Here is a 17590-nt window from a genome sequence, read left to right on the forward strand (position 1 = left end):
TTAATCATTTAAATATAAGATTAATCTTTTATAAATCCATTCACAGCCTCAAAAAACTCTGTGGGATTTTCGGCGTGAAGCCAATGTCCAGCATTGGAAATGGTTTCTATTTTAGCCTGTGGGAAATGTGTTTTGATAATAGCTTCGTCTTGTAACGATATATATTCTGAACGGTCGCCACGTAAAAACAAGGTGTCCTTTTCAAATTTTGAATGCATCGGAAGTGCTTCACCAACTTCACTGACGTTTTCCGTTAAAGCTTCTAGATTGAGTCTTAATCCCAACTTTTCCTTGGTTTCCCAATAAAGATTTTTCAAAAGAAATTGTCGTGTTCCAAAATCTGTGATGTAATTTTTCAAGACATCATCCGCTTCTCCTCTACTTTTTAATGCATCAAAATCGAGCGAAGCCAATCCTTTTAGAATCGTTTCGTGATGTATAGGATAAAATCTTGGAGAAATGTCTGCGACTATCAATTTTTGTACACTATCTGGATGTTCCACTGCAAATAGCATTGCTGTTTTCCCACCCATAGAATGTCCCAATAAAATTATATCTTCAAGCTGATGCGTTTCTACATAATTTTTTAAATCTTCCACCATTACATCATAGTTGAACTCATCACTATGAAAACTTCGTCCGTGATTTCGCTGGTCAATCAAATGAACCTCACAACCCATTTCACTGAATTTTGTGCCCAAAGTTTTCCAATTGTCGCTCATTCCCAAAAAGCCGTGGAGAAATACAAATGGTTTACCTTTTCCTAAAATATTTGAATACAAAGTCATTTTGATCTATGATATGTGATTTAAAATTACAGTAGATAAAATTTCAATTTTAATAAATGGAAACTGAATACTGCTACTGATAACTGAATACTTATTTAAGTCGATGAAGATACATATTAATGACATTTTCGATGCCAAAATAAAGACTTTCAGATATCAGCGCGTGCCCAATGGAAACTTCCAATAAATCTGGCACATTATTTTTGAAGAATTGAATATTATCCAAAGACAAATCGTGCCCAGCATTGATACCTAGTCCAAGAGAGCTCGCCAATACAGCACATTCTGAATAAGGTTTAACACCCATTTCATTGCCCAAACCATACTGATGCGCAAAAGATTCGGTGTAAAGTTCGATCCTATCGGTTCCGGTAGCCTTTGCACCTTCAATTTGCTTCATCACTGGATCCACAAAAATCGATGTTCTGATACCATTCGACTTAAATTCCTTGATAACATCCTTAAGAAAATCCTTATGTTTTATGGTATCCCAGCCTGCATTTGACGTCAAAACATCTTCCGCATCTGGCACCAAAGTGACTTGGGTTGGTTTCACTTCAATCACCATATCTATAAATTGCTTTATAGGATTTCCTTCAATATTATATTCAGTAGTAACAATTGGTTTCAAATCATAAACATCTTGATAACGAATGTGTCGCTCATCTGGCCTTGGATGAATGGTAATACCTTGGGCACCAAAAACCTGAACGTCTTTGGCAAATTGGACCAAATTTGGAACATCGCCTCCTCTTGCATTACGCAGGGTTGCAATCTTGTTGATATTTACACTTAATTTTGTCATTCTTCTTTACTTTGAGACAGCAAAAATACGAAGTAGAACACGCTTTTTATGGTTATTTTTGATTAATTTGCGATAGATATACATTCGGTATGACATTACAAGAATTCATTATAAACGATATCAAACCATTAAATATCAACGATAAGGTGAGCGACCTAAAAATGATGTTTAATGAACTTACTTATTCGCACGTTCCTATAGAAAACGAAGGTGTTTATTTGGGATGCATATCAGAAAATGATGCTTATTGTTTTGAAGGCGACAAAACGATTGTGGACTGCAACTATGCTTTAGAAGGCTTTTTTGTGAGAGACACTACCACTTGGTTGGATATTTTAGAAGAATTTGCACAAAACTCTTGCAATATTATGCCAGTATTGAATGAGCAAAACAAATATCTTGGTTATTACGAGCTTAACGATATTATCGGTCTTTTTAATGAAACACCATTTTTTGCAGAGCCAGGCGGGATTTTAATAATTGAAAAAGGTGTTACAGATTATTCCTTTAGTGAAATAAGCCAAATTGTTGAATCAAACGATGCCAAGATATTGGGTGCTTTTATTTCAAAAATGGATAGCGACTTGGTTCAAATTACCTTAAAGATTGGGAACTCTGGGTTAAATGATGTCATCCAAACTTTCAGACGGTATAGTTACAATATTGTATCTGGACATGAGGAGGACAGCTACATTGAGAGTCTCAAGGAACGTTCAGAATATTTAAAAAAATATCTTGATATTTAAGATATGAAGATAGCAATCTACGGACAGCATTATCAAGGCAATGCACACCCAAGCATCAAGACGTTGTTGGATTTTTTGATGAAAAACAAACTAGAAGTTCATGTTGAAAAAGATTTTTATGAACTTCTGCAAAGAGAAGACAAAGGCATTCAAAAATATGATTGCTTCAAAACCTTTCAAAAACTGGATGCTTCTTTTGAATTACTTATAAGTATAGGAGGCGATGGAACAATATTGAGAGCCATCACATATGTTAGAGATATGGGAATTCCTATTGTCGGTATCAATACTGGCCGATTAGGTTTCTTGGCCACTATCCAAACCAATCAAATAGAAAAAGCCATCAGCAGCATCCTCGAAAAACGCTATAAAATTTCTGAACGCACGTTATTGAGTATTAAAACGCTGCCTGAAAATAAAGAAATTCTACATACTAATTTTGCTTTAAACGAAATTGCGGTAAGTAGAAAAAATACGACTTCCATGATAACTGTGGCAACACATCTGAACAATGAGTATTTGACCTCATATTGGGCTGATGGATTGATAGTATCAACACCGACTGGCTCTACAGGCTATTCTTTAAGCTGTGGTGGTCCAGTTATTTCCCCAGACGCCAATAACTTTGCCCTCACACCTATTGCGCCACATAATTTGAGTGCACGACCTCTAGTTATTCCCGACGGAACCGAAATAAGTTTAAAGGTAGATGGTAGGGAAGATGATTATCTGATTTCCTTGGATTCTCGTATAGCCACATTACCAAATTCAACAATTGTTACCATCAAAAAAGCTGATTTCAAAATCAAGATGGTGGAACTTTTGGATGAGAGCTTTATCGACACACTTCGAAAAAAATTGCTTTGGGGCGAAGACAAGCGCAATTAAACAATAAAACTTTGCAAATACTGTTTATCTGTAATACTATTCCATTCAAATTGTTATAGGCTAATCATAATTGTTATATTTGCAAACTTTTAAAATTATATGAGGTATTTAATCTTAATTTTATTGAGTGTCTGTTTCGTTCAAACATCACAATCTCAAATCTATGAGGTTGGTTTCTTTTTGGGAAGCAGTAATTTTATAGGAGATGTGGGCTCCACAAAATACATTGCTCCTAACAGTCCTACTTTTGGAGGTGTATTCAAATGGAATCGCAGCCCAAGACATTCATATAGAGTTACAGCCATTTTTTCGAAATTAAAAGGTGTTGATGCCAAGTCTGACGATCCAAGACGAATACAACGTGGCTACGAATTTGAAAATAATATTTTCGAGGTGTCAGCAGGTATGGAATTCACATTTTTGGATTGGGATTTGCATCAAGAAGAACCTAAATCTACACCTTATTTATACACTGGTGTGAGTGTAGCAAATCATGATAATTTCTTTTTTGACAACAATGGTGTAGTGACATCAGAAGGCACTAGCAGTTGGGCATACGGAATCCCGATGGTTTTAGGCTTTAAAACAACTACTGCTGACAATCTGATATTAGCTGTGGAAGTTGGCGCTAGATACACTTTTACTGATGAAATAGACGGAAGCGTGCCAGATGCCGACTTTAGAAGTCAATACAGTTTTGGCAATACAAATAGTAACGATTGGTATGTATTTACAGGGATAACCTTAACCTATACGTTCGGCCAAAGACCTTGTTATTGTAATTATTGATAAAGAGTGGAACAAACACAAGACATAGACAAAAACAAACTCCCTAAACATGTTGCCATTATAATGGATGGTAATGGCCGCTGGGCAAAACAAAAAGGTTTGTTGCGGGTCGTAGGGCACGAAAATGGCACAAAATCGGTAAGAGAAGTAGTTGAAGCCAGCGCTGAACTAGGTATTAAAAACCTAACCTTGTATGCCTTTTCCACAGAAAATTGGAACAGACCAAAAATTGAAGTTCAAAAACTCATGAAACTTCTGGTCAAATCCTTAAAAAAGGAAATTAAGACTCTTCAGGATAACAACATTAAACTTTCAGCTATTGGAAATCTTAATGATTTGCCAAAAAACGCGCACAGTGAGCTTCTGGAAGTCATCGATAAAACCAAAGAAAATAATGCCATGACTTTGACTTTGGCATTAAGCTATGGCTCTAGGGAAGAATTAATTAATGTTGTGAAAGAATTAAGTAATAAAGTTAAAAATAATATAATTTCTTCCGATTCTATTGACGAATCCATTATTAATAAGCATCTTTACACGCAAAATTTACCAGACGTAGATTTGCTGATAAGAACCAGTGGAGAGCAGCGAATCAGCAATTTTTTATTGTGGCAAATAGCATATGCCGAATTGTATTTCACGCCTATTTTATGGCCAGATTTCAGGAAGGCAGATCTGTATGATGCTTTGATAGCATATCAAAATAGAGAACGACGATTTGGAAAAACTAGTGAACAACTTAGCTAACAAAATACTTTTGAAAACATTTCTAAACACATTCTTCATTACTCTTATTTTTCTGGCTTCGAGTAAAATTACCTCTCAAGAAATAAAATTCAATTCTGGCGAAAAATATGTAATTGGTGAAATTTCGGTAACTGGAAACACCAATTTTAGTGAGCAAACCGTAATCACATATTCAGGATTAAGAAAAGGTGAGGAAATATCAATTCCAGGAGAAGAGATAAGTGCTGCATTAAAAAAATTATGGAATTCTAAACTGTTTAGCGCTATTGATATCTATTTGGCAAAAGTTGAGGGCAACGTAGCCTATTTAGAAATTAATTTGATTGATTTACCAGAATTGAACGAATTGGAAATTGATGGTGTCAAAAAATCAAAAAAAGAAGGCATAATCAAAGACAATAAACTTAATAAGGGAGTTAAAGTCACCGAAAACCTTATAACAACTACTAGAAATTATTTGGTTAACAAATATAAAAAAGATGGGTTTTATAATGCGTCTGTTGACATCAAAACGGTTGAAGTTACCGACTCTATCGAAAAGCGACGTGTAAATATGTCAATTGATATAGACAAGGGTGAAAAAATAAAGGTAAAAAAAATCACCTTCAATGGAAACGAGCAGATAAGCGACAAGAAGCTTCGCAAAGCAATGAAAAACACGAAGCAAAAGAATCCAATACGAATCTTTAAGCGTTCTAAATATGTTCAGGATGATTATAAAGAAGACTTGGTTTCTGTAATTGATAAATTCAAGGAAAACGGTTATAGAGATGCTAGGATCATTTCGGACTCCATCATTAAAAATAATGACAAAACTATATCGATTGTAGTAAATGTTGAAGAGGGCGAACAATATAAGTTTGGCAAGATCACTTTTGTAGGTAATAGTGCTTTTACTGACCGACAATTACAGTCTCTTTTAGGCATTAATGAAGGTGACACTTACAATGGTGTAGAGCTCAAAAAACGAATTGCTGATGATTCGAGACCTGATGCAGCTGACCTCACTAATCTTTATCAAAACAACGGATATCTGTTTTCAAGTATCAATCCTGTTGAGGTTAGTGCCGATGGTAATGTCATTGATATGGAAATCCGCATCATTGAAGGTAAACCAGCTTATTTTAACAATGTAACAGTTGTAGGTAATGAGAAAACAAACGATAAGGTAATCTATCGTGAATTACGTACGCGTCCAGGGCAACTTTACAAAAAAGAGAATGTAGTGAGAACCATTAGAGAGCTTGGTCAATTAGGCTTCTTCGATGCACAAAAGATTTCTCCAAATTTTAAAAACCCAAATCCAACAGACGGTACATTGGATATGGAATATTCTGTTGTAGAATCTGGGTCAAGCCAAATTGAACTTCAAGGTGGTTATGGTGGTGGAGGTTTCATCGGTACGTTGGGTCTATCTTTCAATAACTTTGCAATCAAAGATATTTTCAATGGAGAGGCTTATAAGCCGATTCCTTCTGGTGATGGTCAAAGTCTAGCTTTAAGGTTACAAGCGAGTAGATTCTTTCAAACGTATAGCTTCTCATTTATGGAGCCGTGGTTAGGAGGTAAACGTCCAGTCCAATTTTCTACATCTTTGTCTCATACCAAGCAGTTCCTCTACAATCCTCAAACCAGAGATGCAGACAAAGATAGACGATTTAACATTACTGGTATTACGGTTGGTCTAGCACGAAGATTAACAGTACCAGATGATTACTTTACGTTGTCACAAGCTATTAGTTTTCAGCACTACAACCTTAAAAACTATAATACCGGCCTATTTACTTTTGGTGATGGTTATTCAAACAACTTGGCTTATACAGTTGGGTTAAGCCGAAATAACACATGGAATGATCCAATCTATCCAGAAGGTGGTTCCAATTTTTCGGTGACTGCTAAATTATCTTTGCCTTACTCCCTGTTCAATGGAGTTGATTATGAAGCCTTAAAAAATGAACGCGATGAATTAGACCCGACAGATGCAGATGACTATGCTCGTATTGGAGAAATCGATCAAGAACGTTATAAATGGCTGGAATTTTATAAGATTAAATCCAAATTCGATTGGTACCAAAGCCTAGTTAAGAAACTCGTTTTAAAATCCAGTTTAGAATTTGGTTATCTAGGTGCTTACAATAACAACCGAGGCGTTATTCCATTTGAGCGTTTCTTTGTAGGAGGTGATGGTCTTGGTAATTATTCTTTAGATGGACGTGAAGCTATTGCATTGAGAGGTTATCCAAATCAATCACTTTCTTCCCAAGATGGTGGATCTATTTACAATAAATTTTCAATGGAGTTACGTTACCCAATTACTTTGGAAGGTCAAGCTAAAATTTTCGTCCTGGGCTTTCTGGAAGGCGGAGCATCATTTGATAATTTTAGAGATTACAATCCTTTTGCAATACAACGTTCAGCTGGTCTAGGTTTAAGAATTTTTATGCCTGCCTTTGGACTTCTTGGTATCGATTTTGGTCATGGATTTGATCCTTTACCTGGTGAAACTACCAAAAATGGTTGGGAAACACACTTTATCATCGGTCAGCAATTTTAAGTTTGGCACGATATTTTCTAATCATGTTTAGACGATTTAATTGTAGCGTTAAAAATTTTTTCGAATATATTTCGTTAATTTGAAAAATATTAACTCTAAATGACTCGTCAAGAATTCAGAAGATTGTCATTTTAGAAATTTATAACAATACCTTAAATCATAAAATTACAAACAGATGAAGTTTAAAGTTCTTTTTTTAATGACGATAATCGGTCTGTCGTGCTTTATTTCCAACGCGCAACGAGGTGTAAGAATTGGGTATATCGATACGGAATATATTTTGCAAAACGTACCAGAATATCAAGAAGCTACAATTCAGTTGGATGGAAAAGTACAACAGTGGAAGGCAGAAATAGAACAACGTTTAAGCGCTATTGATACAAAGAAGAAACAATTGAACAGTGAGCGTGTGCTTCTTACGAAAGAATTATACGAAGAGCGACTGGAAGATATCACTTTTGAAGAAGCAGAAATTTTGGACTATCAACAAAAACGTTTTGGGCCAAATGGTGATTTGATGATTCAAAAACAACAACTCATTCAGCCTATACAAGATCAGATTTTTGCTGCGGTTCAAGAAATTGCTGGCAATAAGCAATACGATTTCATATTTGACAAGTCGGCTGATGTGGTAATGCTTTATTCCGCAGAACGCTTTGATATAAGTGAGTTGGTATTGAGAAGTATCACTCGTTCCTCAAAACGGACTCAAGCTCAAAATAAGGCAGAGCGTAAAGCTGCTGAAAAGGAAGATGTTGTTCCTGTAATCAATGAGGAATTGGAAGCGCGAGAAAAAGCTTTGGAAGAGAAAAAATCTGAAAGAGAAACTGCAATGGAAGAACGCAGAGCTGCACAGCAAAAAACGCGTGATTCTCTTAAAGCCGCAGCTGAAGCTAGACGTCAAAAAATATTGGACGATCGTGCGAAGGCAAAAGCTGAACGTGATAGTATCAATAATCGACAAGCAGATACAACATCTGCAAAAAGAGTAGATAATAAACAAGTTGCTGGTCCACCTAACGGTAAATCTACTGAACAAAGTGCAGAAGAAAAGAAACAACAGCAACTAACTGATCGTGAGCAACGTAAAAAAGAACTAGAAGAACGTAAGGCAAAAATAATTGCCGATCGTAAAAAAGCTAAAGAAGAACGTGAAGCGCAGAATAAGCAGAAAGATTCTGTACCAGATAACAACTAAATAAAAATAAATAACAAGTAATTCAAATTTTAAAAATGAAACAATTTAAAACCCTTTTATTTGCAGCAATCCTTTTCGTTGGAGCAACAAGCTTTACTATGGCACAAAGCAAAATTGCACACATCAACACCAATGAATTGATCGAAGCAATGCCACAAATGAAAACTGCTAAAACTGAATTGGAAAAGCTTTCCAAGACCTATGAGGCGGAAATTCAAAAAATGGCTACTGAATATCAAAATAAGATAAAACAATATCAAAGAGAAGTAGATACTAAAACGGAAGAAGAAAATGCAAAAAGAGCTGAAGAAGTTCAGACTATTGAGCAAAGTATCCGTCAGTACCAGGCTAATGCACAAGAAGATATTCAGAAGAAACAAGAAGAATTGATGAAGCCCATTTTTGAAAAAGCGAAAGCAGCGATTCAAAAAGTAGCTAAAGCGCAAGGTTTTCAGTATGTATTAGATTCTACACAAGGTAGCGGTGTTTTATTGGCCGATGGAAAAGACCTTATGGCAGATGTTAAAAAAGAATTAGGATTCTAATTTTATTCTAAAGAAATTTATTTGAAAGCCACTTTAATAACAAGTGGCTTTTTTATTTTTGTATTCATGAGTACACAACCTATTGGCATATTTGATTCTGGTATAGGAGGCACCTCGATTTTTCAAGAGATAAAGGCATTGCTTCCTTATGAAAATACGATTTATCTCGCTGATAGTTTCAATGCTCCTTATGGCAACAAAAGCAAATCTGAGATTGTGGATTTGAGCGTAAAGAATACCGAACTTCTTATCAACAAAAACTGCAAAATGGTTGTCGTGGCTTGTAATACTGCAACAACTAATGCCATTAAAACGCTTCGAGAGAACTATGACATCCCTTTTATAGGTATTGAGCCAGCTATAAAACCGGCTGCTCTTCAAACTCAAACCAAAGCCGTTGGCATTCTCGCCACAAAAGGCACCTTGTCGAGCGAATTATTCCATAAAACCACGGATTTATATAGCGATGGAATTAACGTCATTGAACAAGTAGGTGATGGTATTGTATCTCTAATTGAAGAAGGAAGAACATATAGTGATGAAATGCAAGAACTATTGAAGAAATATCTACAGCCAATGATTGAAGCGAATATTGATTATTTGGTTCTCGGATGCACGCATTATCCTTACCTAATGCCAATGCTATTGGAAATGCTGCCTGCTTCTGTCAAGATTATTGATTCGGGTGAAGCTGTTGCGAGGCAAACAAAAGCTGTCTTGGTAAAACATCAGTTATTAAATAGCAGAAAGCTAAAACCGAAAAATCAATTTTACACAAATGGGAATATAGAAGTATTGAAATCAATTCTCAATGATGAATTTATGGTTGAGTATCTTCAGTTTTGAACCAGCCTGAATACTTCACATAATTGTTGGCAATCCGATCAATTTCGCCAGAAATCAATTCTTGACTAATATCCTTTACTTTTTTAGCAGGAACGCCTGCGTAAATACTTCCAGCTTCAACTTTTGTGTTTTGAGTGACAACTGCACCTGCTGCGATTATGCTATTACTTTCCACAACACAATCATCCATAACGATGCTTCCCATACCTATCAAAACATTGTCGTGAATGGTACAACCGTGTACAATGGCATTATGACCTATAGACACATTATTTCCGATTTTGGTTGGCGACTTTTGATAGGTAGCGTGAATGACGGCACCATCTTGAACATTCACTTTATTTCCCATCTTGATAAAATGAACATCGCCACGCACAACAGCGTTGAACCAAATGCTGCATTCATTTCCCATTACCACATCTCCCACTATCGTTGCATTTTCGGCGACATAGCAATCGTCAGGTATTTGAGGGTTTTTTCCGTTAACTGGTTTTATGATTGGCATAATCAATTCCTTTGAATTCTTATTACAGCTTGTTCGTCAATTCATTCAATAGATTCCTACTTTCGAAAGAATTTGTTATTTAAAATAAGACAACAATTCTGATTTTTTTGATGCTGATACCATAATCTGTTTGCCATTACTCAATTCGACACTTCCACCCTTCCCTTTTACATATTTGACAACTTCATTGACATTCACCAAGTACGATTTGTGAACACGTGCAAAACTCGAATCGCTCAACGCATCTTCAAAATATTTTAATGTTTTGCTGACCAATTTCTTCTTATTGTTTGCCAAATAAATTTCGGTATAATTGTCATCTGCCTTACAATATAAAATGTCTGAAGTATTGATAATTTCAAAACCATCTTGTTGCGGAATGGTTATTTTTCCATTGACAGTATTGGTTTTAGGCACCAAAACCTGATCTTGAAGTGCATCCTCCTTGGTCCTAATCTCCGTAACATAATCAACAGCTTTGATGAGTTCATCAATTGAAATGGGCTTCATCAAATAATAGGAAGCATGAGCATTCAAAGCATCTATAGCGTAATGATTATAGGCTGTGACAAAAACGGTTTCAAAATCGATATCACCTACTTTGTCCAGAAGGTCGAAAGCATTTCCATAAGGCATTTCAACATCCAAAAATACCAAATCCAAATCATTGTTTCTGATTAAAATCAAAGCTTCTTCAATATTTGAAGCTTCTCCTAAAATTTGAACGTTCGGGCAGTACTTCTTGAGATAATTTCTTAAAATTTCTCTGCTTGTTTCCTCGTCTTCAACGATAATGGAGTTTAGTTTCATCTGTTTATTTTATTTGTTTATTTGTCAGATGCAATTCGTCATCGAACATCACAATATGTATCAAAATATGTAATGGCTCATTTCACATCAGTCTTTTTTAAGTGTTACAATAACCTTCGTACCTGTATCTTCTGCCATTTGGAAATCATCCACAAATACATCCACTTTATCTTTATACATTTCATTTAAGATGGCAACTCTTTTTTTGATGTTTCCCATTCCCTTGGAGTTTTGCTTCTTCTGATGTTCGGTTTTGAGAGCTTTTGATTTTTCACGACCTATACCATCGTCGGTGACAGTAATGGTAATTTCATCATCGCTTTTCCTGGAAATATGAATATCCAATTGTCCCATTTCAGATTTGTATCGCAGTCCGTGCCAAACGGCATTTTCTATATAAGGCTGCAAAAGCATCGGTGGGATCTGGAATTCTTCAACTGCAACATCGTCATCAACGGTTATCGAATAATTGAACTTATCCTTAAACCGGAAATATTCCAACTTTGTGTAAAGCTCCAAAAGTTCAATTTCCTTTTTTAGTGGAATGAAATCTTCGTCGCTATTTTCCAAAACGGAACGCATCAATTGAGAAAAATCAGAAAGGTACTTATTAGCAGTGCGTTCATCATTTGATGCAATAAAACTATTGACCGAATTGAGTGCATTAAAGATAAAATGAGGATTCATCTGACTTCGCAACGATTTCAATGCCAATAGATTATTGGCAAGTTTTTGTTGCTTGATGGATTTGTACATAAAATAAGCTGTCACCAACAAAAGAATCAGGCCTCCAAGGAGTGAATAAATGATAAGTTCCTGTCTTTTATTCCTTTCGGAAGAAAGCTGATATTTGCTTTGCGAAAGTTGTCTGTCAGTTTCCAAACCAGTGATCCGGTTTTGCTTTGCTGCAATATCTCTACTGAAACGTGCTGCTTGGGATATTTCCTGTTCTTTCTTGATATAAAGTTCATCAACAACTTCGGTATATTCCCTATAAGTTAATAGAGCTTTTTCATAATCACCAGCATCTTCGTAAAGGTCGGACAGTTTTTTTGTAGCATCTTTTTTTACTACTAAATCTTCTTTCTTATCTGCTTCTTTTATACTTTTTTCTAAATATGTAATTGCATTTGCATAATCGCCTTGAAGAAAATATGCATTACCAATTTTATAATTTTGTTTTTGGGACGTTAATGGACTTTCATTTGTAATTGTTGAGTCCTTTTCAATATCTTCAACATCCTTAAGAACTTCCTTTCTCAATTGTATTTCGGCTGCGTAACCTCTATTGACATTTTGAAAATCAGCAACCGTAACTTTTTCTTCTACTGCTCTTTTTTTGTTTTCTTTGGTAGCCAAATTGAGAGAATTCTCGAAATAAGTCTGTGCCTGATTAATTTTTCCGGAAGCGTTGTAGGCTTGAGCAATTTTAGAATTTAAGTCTGTTACTTTGGGCGCAATCAAATGCTTTTGGGCAACTTCAAGCCCTTTTTTATACGATTGAATGGACTCATCATATTTTTTTATGGAACTGTAGGTATCTCCAAGACCTTCATATAAATTCACCATCTGGTAATTTGAAAGTTCTGTTTTTTTTATTCCATTGTAAGTATCTATACTTTCCTGATAATTTTTATTGTTCTCATAAGCTTTTGCAAGCTTTAATCTAACATCATTGTTTGCTCTGTTTTGAAGACTGATTCGATAATTTGATACTGCCAAATCATATTGTTTCCATTGCATATAAATATCTGCAAGGACTTCATATGCTTGAGAATTTTCGATGGTAGAGTTACTTTGCGAAAGTGCGTCAGTAATGAATTGAATACTCTTTTTAGCATCTTTTTTTAAATAAAAGTCAGCTGAATCGATCATCGCATTGAATGCCTTGACTTCTTTTTTATATTTTGAATTTTCTGGACTTCGTTGCAGAGCTGGTTCAACTTCCACAATTATTCTCTCGTCATTTTCAATCGTATAATAAACTGTTTCAAAATCTTTGTGGCGGATAATTAGCTCGTCGCCTCTCTTAACTTGAATATTAAAACTTCCATCCATATTAGTCATGGTATATGCACCACCATTAACTTCAATATTCACTTTTGGGATGGGTTTATAGGTATCACTTTCACGAACGGATCCCTTCACAGTAAAAGTAGGTTCCGTGATTCTCCTTGATTCATTTTGGGCAATAATAAATTGCAAAGGCAAAAAGAAAAGCCATAGCAAAAGGATGTATCTAAAGGTGAATCGCATAATTGAATTTCAATTGAACCAAACTTACACGTTTTAATCGATTAAATAAAATCAAAAAAACACCAAAACTCTTCCTTACAATCAAAAAAACAAGGCATTACTCATTTATTGCTGCACTTTGCTCATTGAGAACTCTCATTCCCTCATTGCTGTTTTTTATTGAAAAAAGTTGGACATAGGTTTACGTCATAAATCAAAAAACGAAAATCAATGAAAAAATCACTCCTTTTAACTGTTTTACAGCTTTTTATTTTGTGTCCCCTTTATGCGCAGCATCTTGGCAACTTCAATAACGAAGATTTTAAACTTTCAAGACAAAACATCGCGATGAGTGGCAATGCGAACATCTACAATCCAACGGTTCAACAGCAAATCAATAAAGTTCTTAATCCATCAAATATTTTGACCATTGATGTCAAGGCACTTCAAAATGTCAAAGCTGTTACCTATACTGCAGTTTTTAACCTTTCTCAAATAGGTGAATCAGCAGCCGAAGCCAATAGTCTTATAAATCAACGCATAGATGGTGTCAGACAAAAGCTCAAAGCACAAGGCATTCTGGAAAAAGATATTGTTATTGACGTGATTTCCTTTGTCCCGAATTACGAAATTGAAGTACAGAAGAAACTATTCAGCAAAACCTATACTGAAGTTCCCAGCGGATTTGAATTGCAACAAAATATCCATATCCAATTCAAAAGCACCAATCAATTTGAAGATATCCTAACAGCCTGTGCGGAAAATGAGATTTACAATCTTGTAAAGGTTGATTATTTCATAGAAAATATTGCCCAAGTCTATAAAAATCTTCAATCTGAACTTTTAAAAATGATCGATGAGAAAAAAGCCTATTATAAATTGTTAGGCTTCAACCTTGAAGACTACGACGTGTATGTAGCTGACGACAAATATTGCTATTTCCCAAAAGACTTTTATCGCAGTTACCAAGCTTTCAACAGTGTGTCATTTGAAGCTATCAGAACTAAAAAAGGTGTTACAACAGCCAAAAAACAAACCTCATATTATTATGAACCGCTTTCCTATCAGTACTATGATTTGGTTATCAATCCAGCCATTTTGGAACCAGTCATTCAAATCGGGATGAACATCAAATTGCAATACAATCCGAAGCCTAAAGAACAAACAAAACCCATCACAAAAACCGAATTGGTACATAAATACTATGTGGTTTCACCAAATGGAACCATCGATGTAAAAGAACTGAATACGAATAAATAAAAAATTTAATCATGAAAACAATCCTAAAAACAACTGTTATGAGTTTGTGCGTATTTGGACTCGTTTCCTGTAACGCAAACAATAAAAAGAATCCAGAAGCAGATTTGGCAATCGCAGAAACTGTAGCGCACACACCAAGCAAGCAATTCATCAAAGTGGCGTTGCTGCTCGACACCAGCAACAGTATGGATGGATTGATAGACCAAGCCAAGGCACAACTTTGGGAAATCGTAAACGAATTGTCTTACGCCAAATGTGACGACAGCAAACCAAATCTACAAATTGCACTCTATGAATACGGCAACGACCGATTAAATGGTGACGAAGGTTATATACGCCAGGTGTTGGCGTTCAGTAGTGATTTGGATGAAATTTCAAAGCAATTGTTTTCCTTGACCACTAATGGTGGCGAAGAATATTGCGGACACGTCATTCAAACCTCTTTGAATCAATTGAGTTGGGGCACCAATGCAGATGATTTAAAGCTCATTTTCATTGCGGGTAATGAACCATTCACACAAGGAAAAATAAGTTATAAAGATGCAGCAAAGCTTGCTCACACTAAAGATGTCACCGTAAACACCATTTTCTGTGGCGATTATGATCAAGGTATTTCCAGCTATTGGAAAGATGGCGCCAGCCTCACTCACGGCAATTATATGGCTATCAATCACAATCACGCTACTACTTATGTTGCTTCACCATATGATGATCAAATTCTGATTCTCAACCAAAAACTCAATAAAACTTATATTGCATATGGAAGCTCTGGAATTAAAAAAATGGAGTTGCAGGCAGAACAAGACACCAATGCACAGGGTTATAGTGAAGCAAACGCCGTCAATAGAGCTGTTAGTAAAAGTTCGCATTTGTACAAAAATGATTCTTGGGACTTGGTCGATGCCGAAAAATCAAAATCCTTCAAATATGAAGACCTAAAAGAGAGTGACCTCCCTTCAGAATTAAAAGGAAAGTCTACTTCCGAAATCAAGGCTTATGTAGCAAAGAAAAGTAAGGAACGAGCACAAATTCAAGAAGAAATTCAGCAATTGAATGAAAAACGTCGTCAATATGTATTGCAAAAGCAAAAAGAAGACACCAATGGATTAGAAAGTGCAATGGTCAACGCGATCAAAGCGCAAGCCAAAAGTAAAAACTATAAATGGGAGTAGATTTTGGGCGTTACCCTTTGTTGCAGAAAAAGCAACAAAGGGTCGCGCTTTCCGTTTCAATCTTTTTGTTCGTGCCTCACAAAAAGGATTTCCACTTTAATCGCTAACGCAAAAAAAAGTCTCGAGTTTTCGAGACTTTTTTTATTAATTCACTGCAGGACAGTTACATTCGTATTTCTCTCTTCTACAGTTAAAGTTATAACCTATCGTCAATTGATGGAATCCACCGTTGTTAAACACAACCGAATTTGCTTGATAAGAATAAGTATACGCAAAGACGAACTGCTTGTAGTCCACTCCTAAAAATGGTGTGAAATACTGAAGTTTTTGGCTGCTTACCTCACTACCTTCTAAAAATTCAGCACCATCAAGACTTCTTCTATAAGATAATCCGCCCCAAAGTTTACCAAAATCCATTTCTTTATAAACTTTTCCGTTGATATCTATTGAAGATTCTTTGGTTCCATCTTTATAAAGAAACATCACGGAAGGTTCATAGCTCCATTCGCTACCGAATTTGTTGAATGTATTTCCAAGCGAAAAAAGAAATGTTCTCAAGTTATCAAATCTATATAAACCATTTTCGTTGGAGTTGATTCCATCATTGTTCAACACATTCTTTACTGTAGCATGAGCATAAAAGTCTATAAAATGATATGAGAACCCGAAATCAATATTGAAATTAGTTGAACTTTGTTCAATTCCAGCGATAATTGGGTCATCAGCACCATCAGGGTAAAAAGAGGTTTCATCCAGTTTATATTGAATAAATCCTGCACTCAATCCAAAGGATAACATATTTAAATCTATCTCATTCCTAGAAAACATCAAATGATGTGCATACGTTAGAGAGGCACCTGTTTGAGAATGATATCCATTTTTGTCGTTATAAACAATTCCACCGATAGCTGATGGAGAATCACCTATCCTACCATTAACACTCAAGGTTTGTAATGCAGGAGCGTCATCTTGACCAAACCATTGCTTACGCGCTGTCAACCTAACTTTAGCACAATTGGCAACCCCGGCCATCGAAGGATGTATCAAGTAATAATTATCTGTTAAGTAATCAGAATAAATAGGCAACCCTTCTTGGGCTATCCCGATTTGGGTCATCAACCCGGTAAACGCTATTAAACAATACTTTTTTAAATTCATGTCGATTTGTTTCTATTATCTTTTTAAAGTAAAATGAGCCCTGAACTGTTTCTGCTGTCCGTCCTCGGTGTACTCCACGGTGAACCAGTAGTCGCTCGATGGCATCGGGCTGCCGTTGTAGGTCCCGTCCCAGCCGATCCCCGAAGGGCTGATCTGCTTGAGCAGCTTGCCGAACCTGTCAAATATATAAATTTTTGTGCCGGCCATGCCTGAAAAACCGACAATGTTCCATGTCTCGTTGCGCCCGTCGCCGTTAGGGGTGAAAAAGTGCGGGTAGTCCAGCACCGTCACCGGATAGCTCGCCTGGCCGCAGCCGTTCACGTCCCTGGCCGTCACAACATGCTCCCCGAAGGAAACGTCCTCAAACGTACCGCTGGACTGCCACGGACCGCCGTCGAGGCTGTACTCATATTCACCGTCACCCACGGCCGTCGCTATTATAACGTGGATTTCCGAAAAAGCTTGTGTGGCCACCTCTGCCGTCACCGACGGTGGCGAACTGATCACCACCTCCGCACTGTCAGTGTTCTCGCAGCCCGTGACA

17 protein-coding genes are annotated in these 17590 nt (G+C 36.2%); 10 read left to right on the top strand and 7 right to left on the bottom strand.

The window, feature by feature from the left end; genetic code table 11:
- Nucleotides 1-20: 20 nt before the first annotated feature.
- Together M0G43_RS07410 and M0G43_RS07415 are read right to left on the bottom strand one after the other, a co-directional pair.
- Nucleotides 21-788: an alpha/beta fold hydrolase gene (locus tag M0G43_RS07410; RefSeq protein ID WP_248024756.1), complete on the bottom strand. Its 768-nt coding sequence runs from the start codon at nucleotides 786-788 to the stop codon at nucleotides 21-23.
- Nucleotides 789-879: 91 nt separating this feature from the next.
- A complete protein-coding gene (locus M0G43_RS07415; protein ID WP_248024758.1) occupies nucleotides 880-1593 on the bottom strand; it encodes a pyridoxine 5'-phosphate synthase in 714 nt (237 codons plus the stop codon).
- Nucleotides 1594-1682: 89 nt separating this feature from the next.
- On the opposite strand from M0G43_RS07415, the gene M0G43_RS07420 reads away from it, so the two are divergent.
- The 8 genes from M0G43_RS07420 (at nucleotide 1683) to murI (ending at nucleotide 9906) form a co-directional block, all read left to right on the top strand.
- Complete coding sequence (locus tag M0G43_RS07420) at nucleotides 1683-2339, top strand: CBS domain-containing protein (protein WP_248024760.1); 657 nt, start codon at nucleotides 1683-1685, stop codon at nucleotides 2337-2339.
- 3 nt (nucleotides 2340-2342) lie between these two features.
- Nucleotides 2343-3227, top strand: coding sequence for an NAD kinase (locus M0G43_RS07425; protein ID WP_248024761.1), 885 nt, complete (start codon nucleotides 2343-2345; stop codon nucleotides 3225-3227).
- Between the two features lie 99 nt (nucleotides 3228-3326).
- The gene (locus tag M0G43_RS07430) at nucleotides 3327-4016 is read left to right on the top strand and encodes a DUF6089 family protein (protein ID WP_248024762.1); all 690 of its coding nucleotides are present in this window, start codon (nucleotides 3327-3329) and stop codon (nucleotides 4014-4016) included.
- Between the two features lie 63 nt (nucleotides 4017-4079).
- A complete protein-coding gene (locus M0G43_RS07435) occupies nucleotides 4080-4763 on the top strand; it encodes an isoprenyl transferase (protein ID WP_262917165.1) in 684 nt (227 codons plus the stop codon).
- Nucleotides 4764-4773: 10 nt separating this feature from the next.
- The gene (locus tag M0G43_RS07440; RefSeq protein ID WP_248024764.1) at nucleotides 4774-7317 is read left to right on the top strand and encodes an outer membrane protein assembly factor; all 2544 of its coding nucleotides are present in this window, start codon (nucleotides 4774-4776) and stop codon (nucleotides 7315-7317) included.
- 175 nt (nucleotides 7318-7492) lie between these two features.
- Nucleotides 7493-8515 (top strand): OmpH family outer membrane protein, encoded by a 1023-nt coding sequence (locus M0G43_RS07445; RefSeq protein WP_248024765.1) that lies wholly within the window; start codon nucleotides 7493-7495, stop codon nucleotides 8513-8515.
- Between the two features lie 35 nt (nucleotides 8516-8550).
- Nucleotides 8551-9060: an OmpH family outer membrane protein gene (locus M0G43_RS07450; RefSeq protein WP_248024766.1), complete on the top strand. Its 510-nt coding sequence runs from the start codon at nucleotides 8551-8553 to the stop codon at nucleotides 9058-9060.
- 66 nt (nucleotides 9061-9126) lie between these two features.
- Nucleotides 9127-9906, top strand: a complete 780-nt coding sequence (murI, locus tag M0G43_RS07455; protein ID WP_248024767.1) for a glutamate racemase — start codon at nucleotides 9127-9129, stop codon at nucleotides 9904-9906.
- Here the strand turns inward: murI and M0G43_RS07460 are convergent.
- From M0G43_RS07460 to M0G43_RS07470, 3 genes are all read right to left on the bottom strand, one after another.
- On the bottom strand, nucleotides 9881-10411 hold the full coding sequence (locus M0G43_RS07460; RefSeq protein ID WP_248024768.1) for a gamma carbonic anhydrase family protein: 531 nt from the start codon (nucleotides 10409-10411) through the stop codon (nucleotides 9881-9883). The two genes, murI and M0G43_RS07460, sit on opposite strands and share 26 nt — an antisense overlap.
- A gap of 75 nt (nucleotides 10412-10486) precedes the next feature.
- Nucleotides 10487-11221 carry a LytR/AlgR family response regulator transcription factor gene (locus M0G43_RS07465; RefSeq protein ID WP_248024770.1) on the bottom strand — a complete coding sequence of 245 codons (735 nt, stop codon included), beginning with the start codon at nucleotides 11219-11221 and terminating at the stop codon, nucleotides 10487-10489.
- An 87-nt stretch (nucleotides 11222-11308) separates the two neighbouring features.
- Nucleotides 11309-13369, bottom strand: a complete 2061-nt coding sequence (locus M0G43_RS07470) for a histidine kinase (RefSeq protein WP_248024771.1) — start codon at nucleotides 13367-13369, stop codon at nucleotides 11309-11311.
- Between the two features lie 318 nt (nucleotides 13370-13687).
- Here M0G43_RS07470 and M0G43_RS07475 point away from each other — a divergent pair, with 318 nt between their 5' ends.
- Both M0G43_RS07475 and M0G43_RS07480 read left to right on the top strand, forming a co-directional pair.
- A complete protein-coding gene (locus M0G43_RS07475; protein ID WP_248024773.1) occupies nucleotides 13688-14716 on the top strand; it encodes an SIMPL domain-containing protein in 1029 nt (342 codons plus the stop codon).
- Nucleotides 14717-14727: 11 nt separating this feature from the next.
- Nucleotides 14728-15888 carry a vWA domain-containing protein gene (locus M0G43_RS07480; RefSeq protein WP_248024774.1) on the top strand — a complete coding sequence of 387 codons (1161 nt, stop codon included), beginning with the start codon at nucleotides 14728-14730 and terminating at the stop codon, nucleotides 15886-15888.
- Nucleotides 15889-16032: 144 nt separating this feature from the next.
- Here M0G43_RS07480 and M0G43_RS07485 read toward each other — a convergent pair whose 3' ends face one another.
- Nucleotides 16033-17046 (bottom strand): type IX secretion system membrane protein PorP/SprF, encoded by a 1014-nt coding sequence (locus M0G43_RS07485; protein WP_248024775.1) that lies wholly within the window; start codon nucleotides 17044-17046, stop codon nucleotides 16033-16035.
- Between the two features lie 15 nt (nucleotides 17047-17061).
- The coding region (locus tag M0G43_RS07490; protein ID WP_248024776.1) for a T9SS type B sorting domain-containing protein at nucleotides 17062-17590 on the bottom strand (529 nt) is incomplete at its 5' end.

This window comes from Subsaxibacter sp. CAU 1640, from assembly GCF_023156585.1.
In the GTDB taxonomy this organism is placed as follows: Bacteria; Bacteroidota; Bacteroidia; order Flavobacteriales; family Flavobacteriaceae; genus JBPOFM01.

Excerpts from the sequence above, each read along its gene's own strand:
- M0G43_RS07410 (WP_248024756.1), bottom strand. The coding sequence starts at position 788 with ATGACTTTGTATTCAAATATTTTAGGAAAAGGTAAACCATTTGTATTT.
- M0G43_RS07415 (WP_248024758.1), bottom strand. The coding sequence starts at position 1,593 with ATGACAAAATTAAGTGTAAATATCAACAAGATTGCAACCCTGCGTAAT.
- M0G43_RS07420 (WP_248024760.1), top strand. The coding sequence starts at position 1,683 with ATGACATTACAAGAATTCATTATAAACGATATCAAACCATTAAATATC.
- M0G43_RS07425 (WP_248024761.1), top strand. The coding sequence starts at position 2,343 with ATGAAGATAGCAATCTACGGACAGCATTATCAAGGCAATGCACACCCA.
- M0G43_RS07430 (WP_248024762.1), top strand. The coding sequence starts at position 3,327 with ATGAGGTATTTAATCTTAATTTTATTGAGTGTCTGTTTCGTTCAAACA.
- M0G43_RS07435 (WP_262917165.1), top strand. The coding sequence starts at position 4,080 with ATGGATGGTAATGGCCGCTGGGCAAAACAAAAAGGTTTGTTGCGGGTC.
- M0G43_RS07445 (WP_248024765.1), top strand. The coding sequence starts at position 7,493 with ATGAAGTTTAAAGTTCTTTTTTTAATGACGATAATCGGTCTGTCGTGC.
- M0G43_RS07450 (WP_248024766.1), top strand. The coding sequence starts at position 8,551 with ATGAAACAATTTAAAACCCTTTTATTTGCAGCAATCCTTTTCGTTGGA.
- murI (WP_248024767.1), top strand. The coding sequence starts at position 9,127 with ATGAGTACACAACCTATTGGCATATTTGATTCTGGTATAGGAGGCACC.
- M0G43_RS07460 (WP_248024768.1), bottom strand. The coding sequence starts at position 10,411 with ATGCCAATCATAAAACCAGTTAACGGAAAAAACCCTCAAATACCTGAC.
- M0G43_RS07465 (WP_248024770.1), bottom strand. The coding sequence starts at position 11,221 with ATGAAACTAAACTCCATTATCGTTGAAGACGAGGAAACAAGCAGAGAA.
- M0G43_RS07475 (WP_248024773.1), top strand. The coding sequence starts at position 13,688 with ATGAAAAAATCACTCCTTTTAACTGTTTTACAGCTTTTTATTTTGTGT.
- M0G43_RS07480 (WP_248024774.1), top strand. The coding sequence starts at position 14,728 with ATGAAAACAATCCTAAAAACAACTGTTATGAGTTTGTGCGTATTTGGA.
- M0G43_RS07485 (WP_248024775.1), bottom strand. The coding sequence starts at position 17,046 with ATGAATTTAAAAAAGTATTGTTTAATAGCGTTTACCGGGTTGATGACC.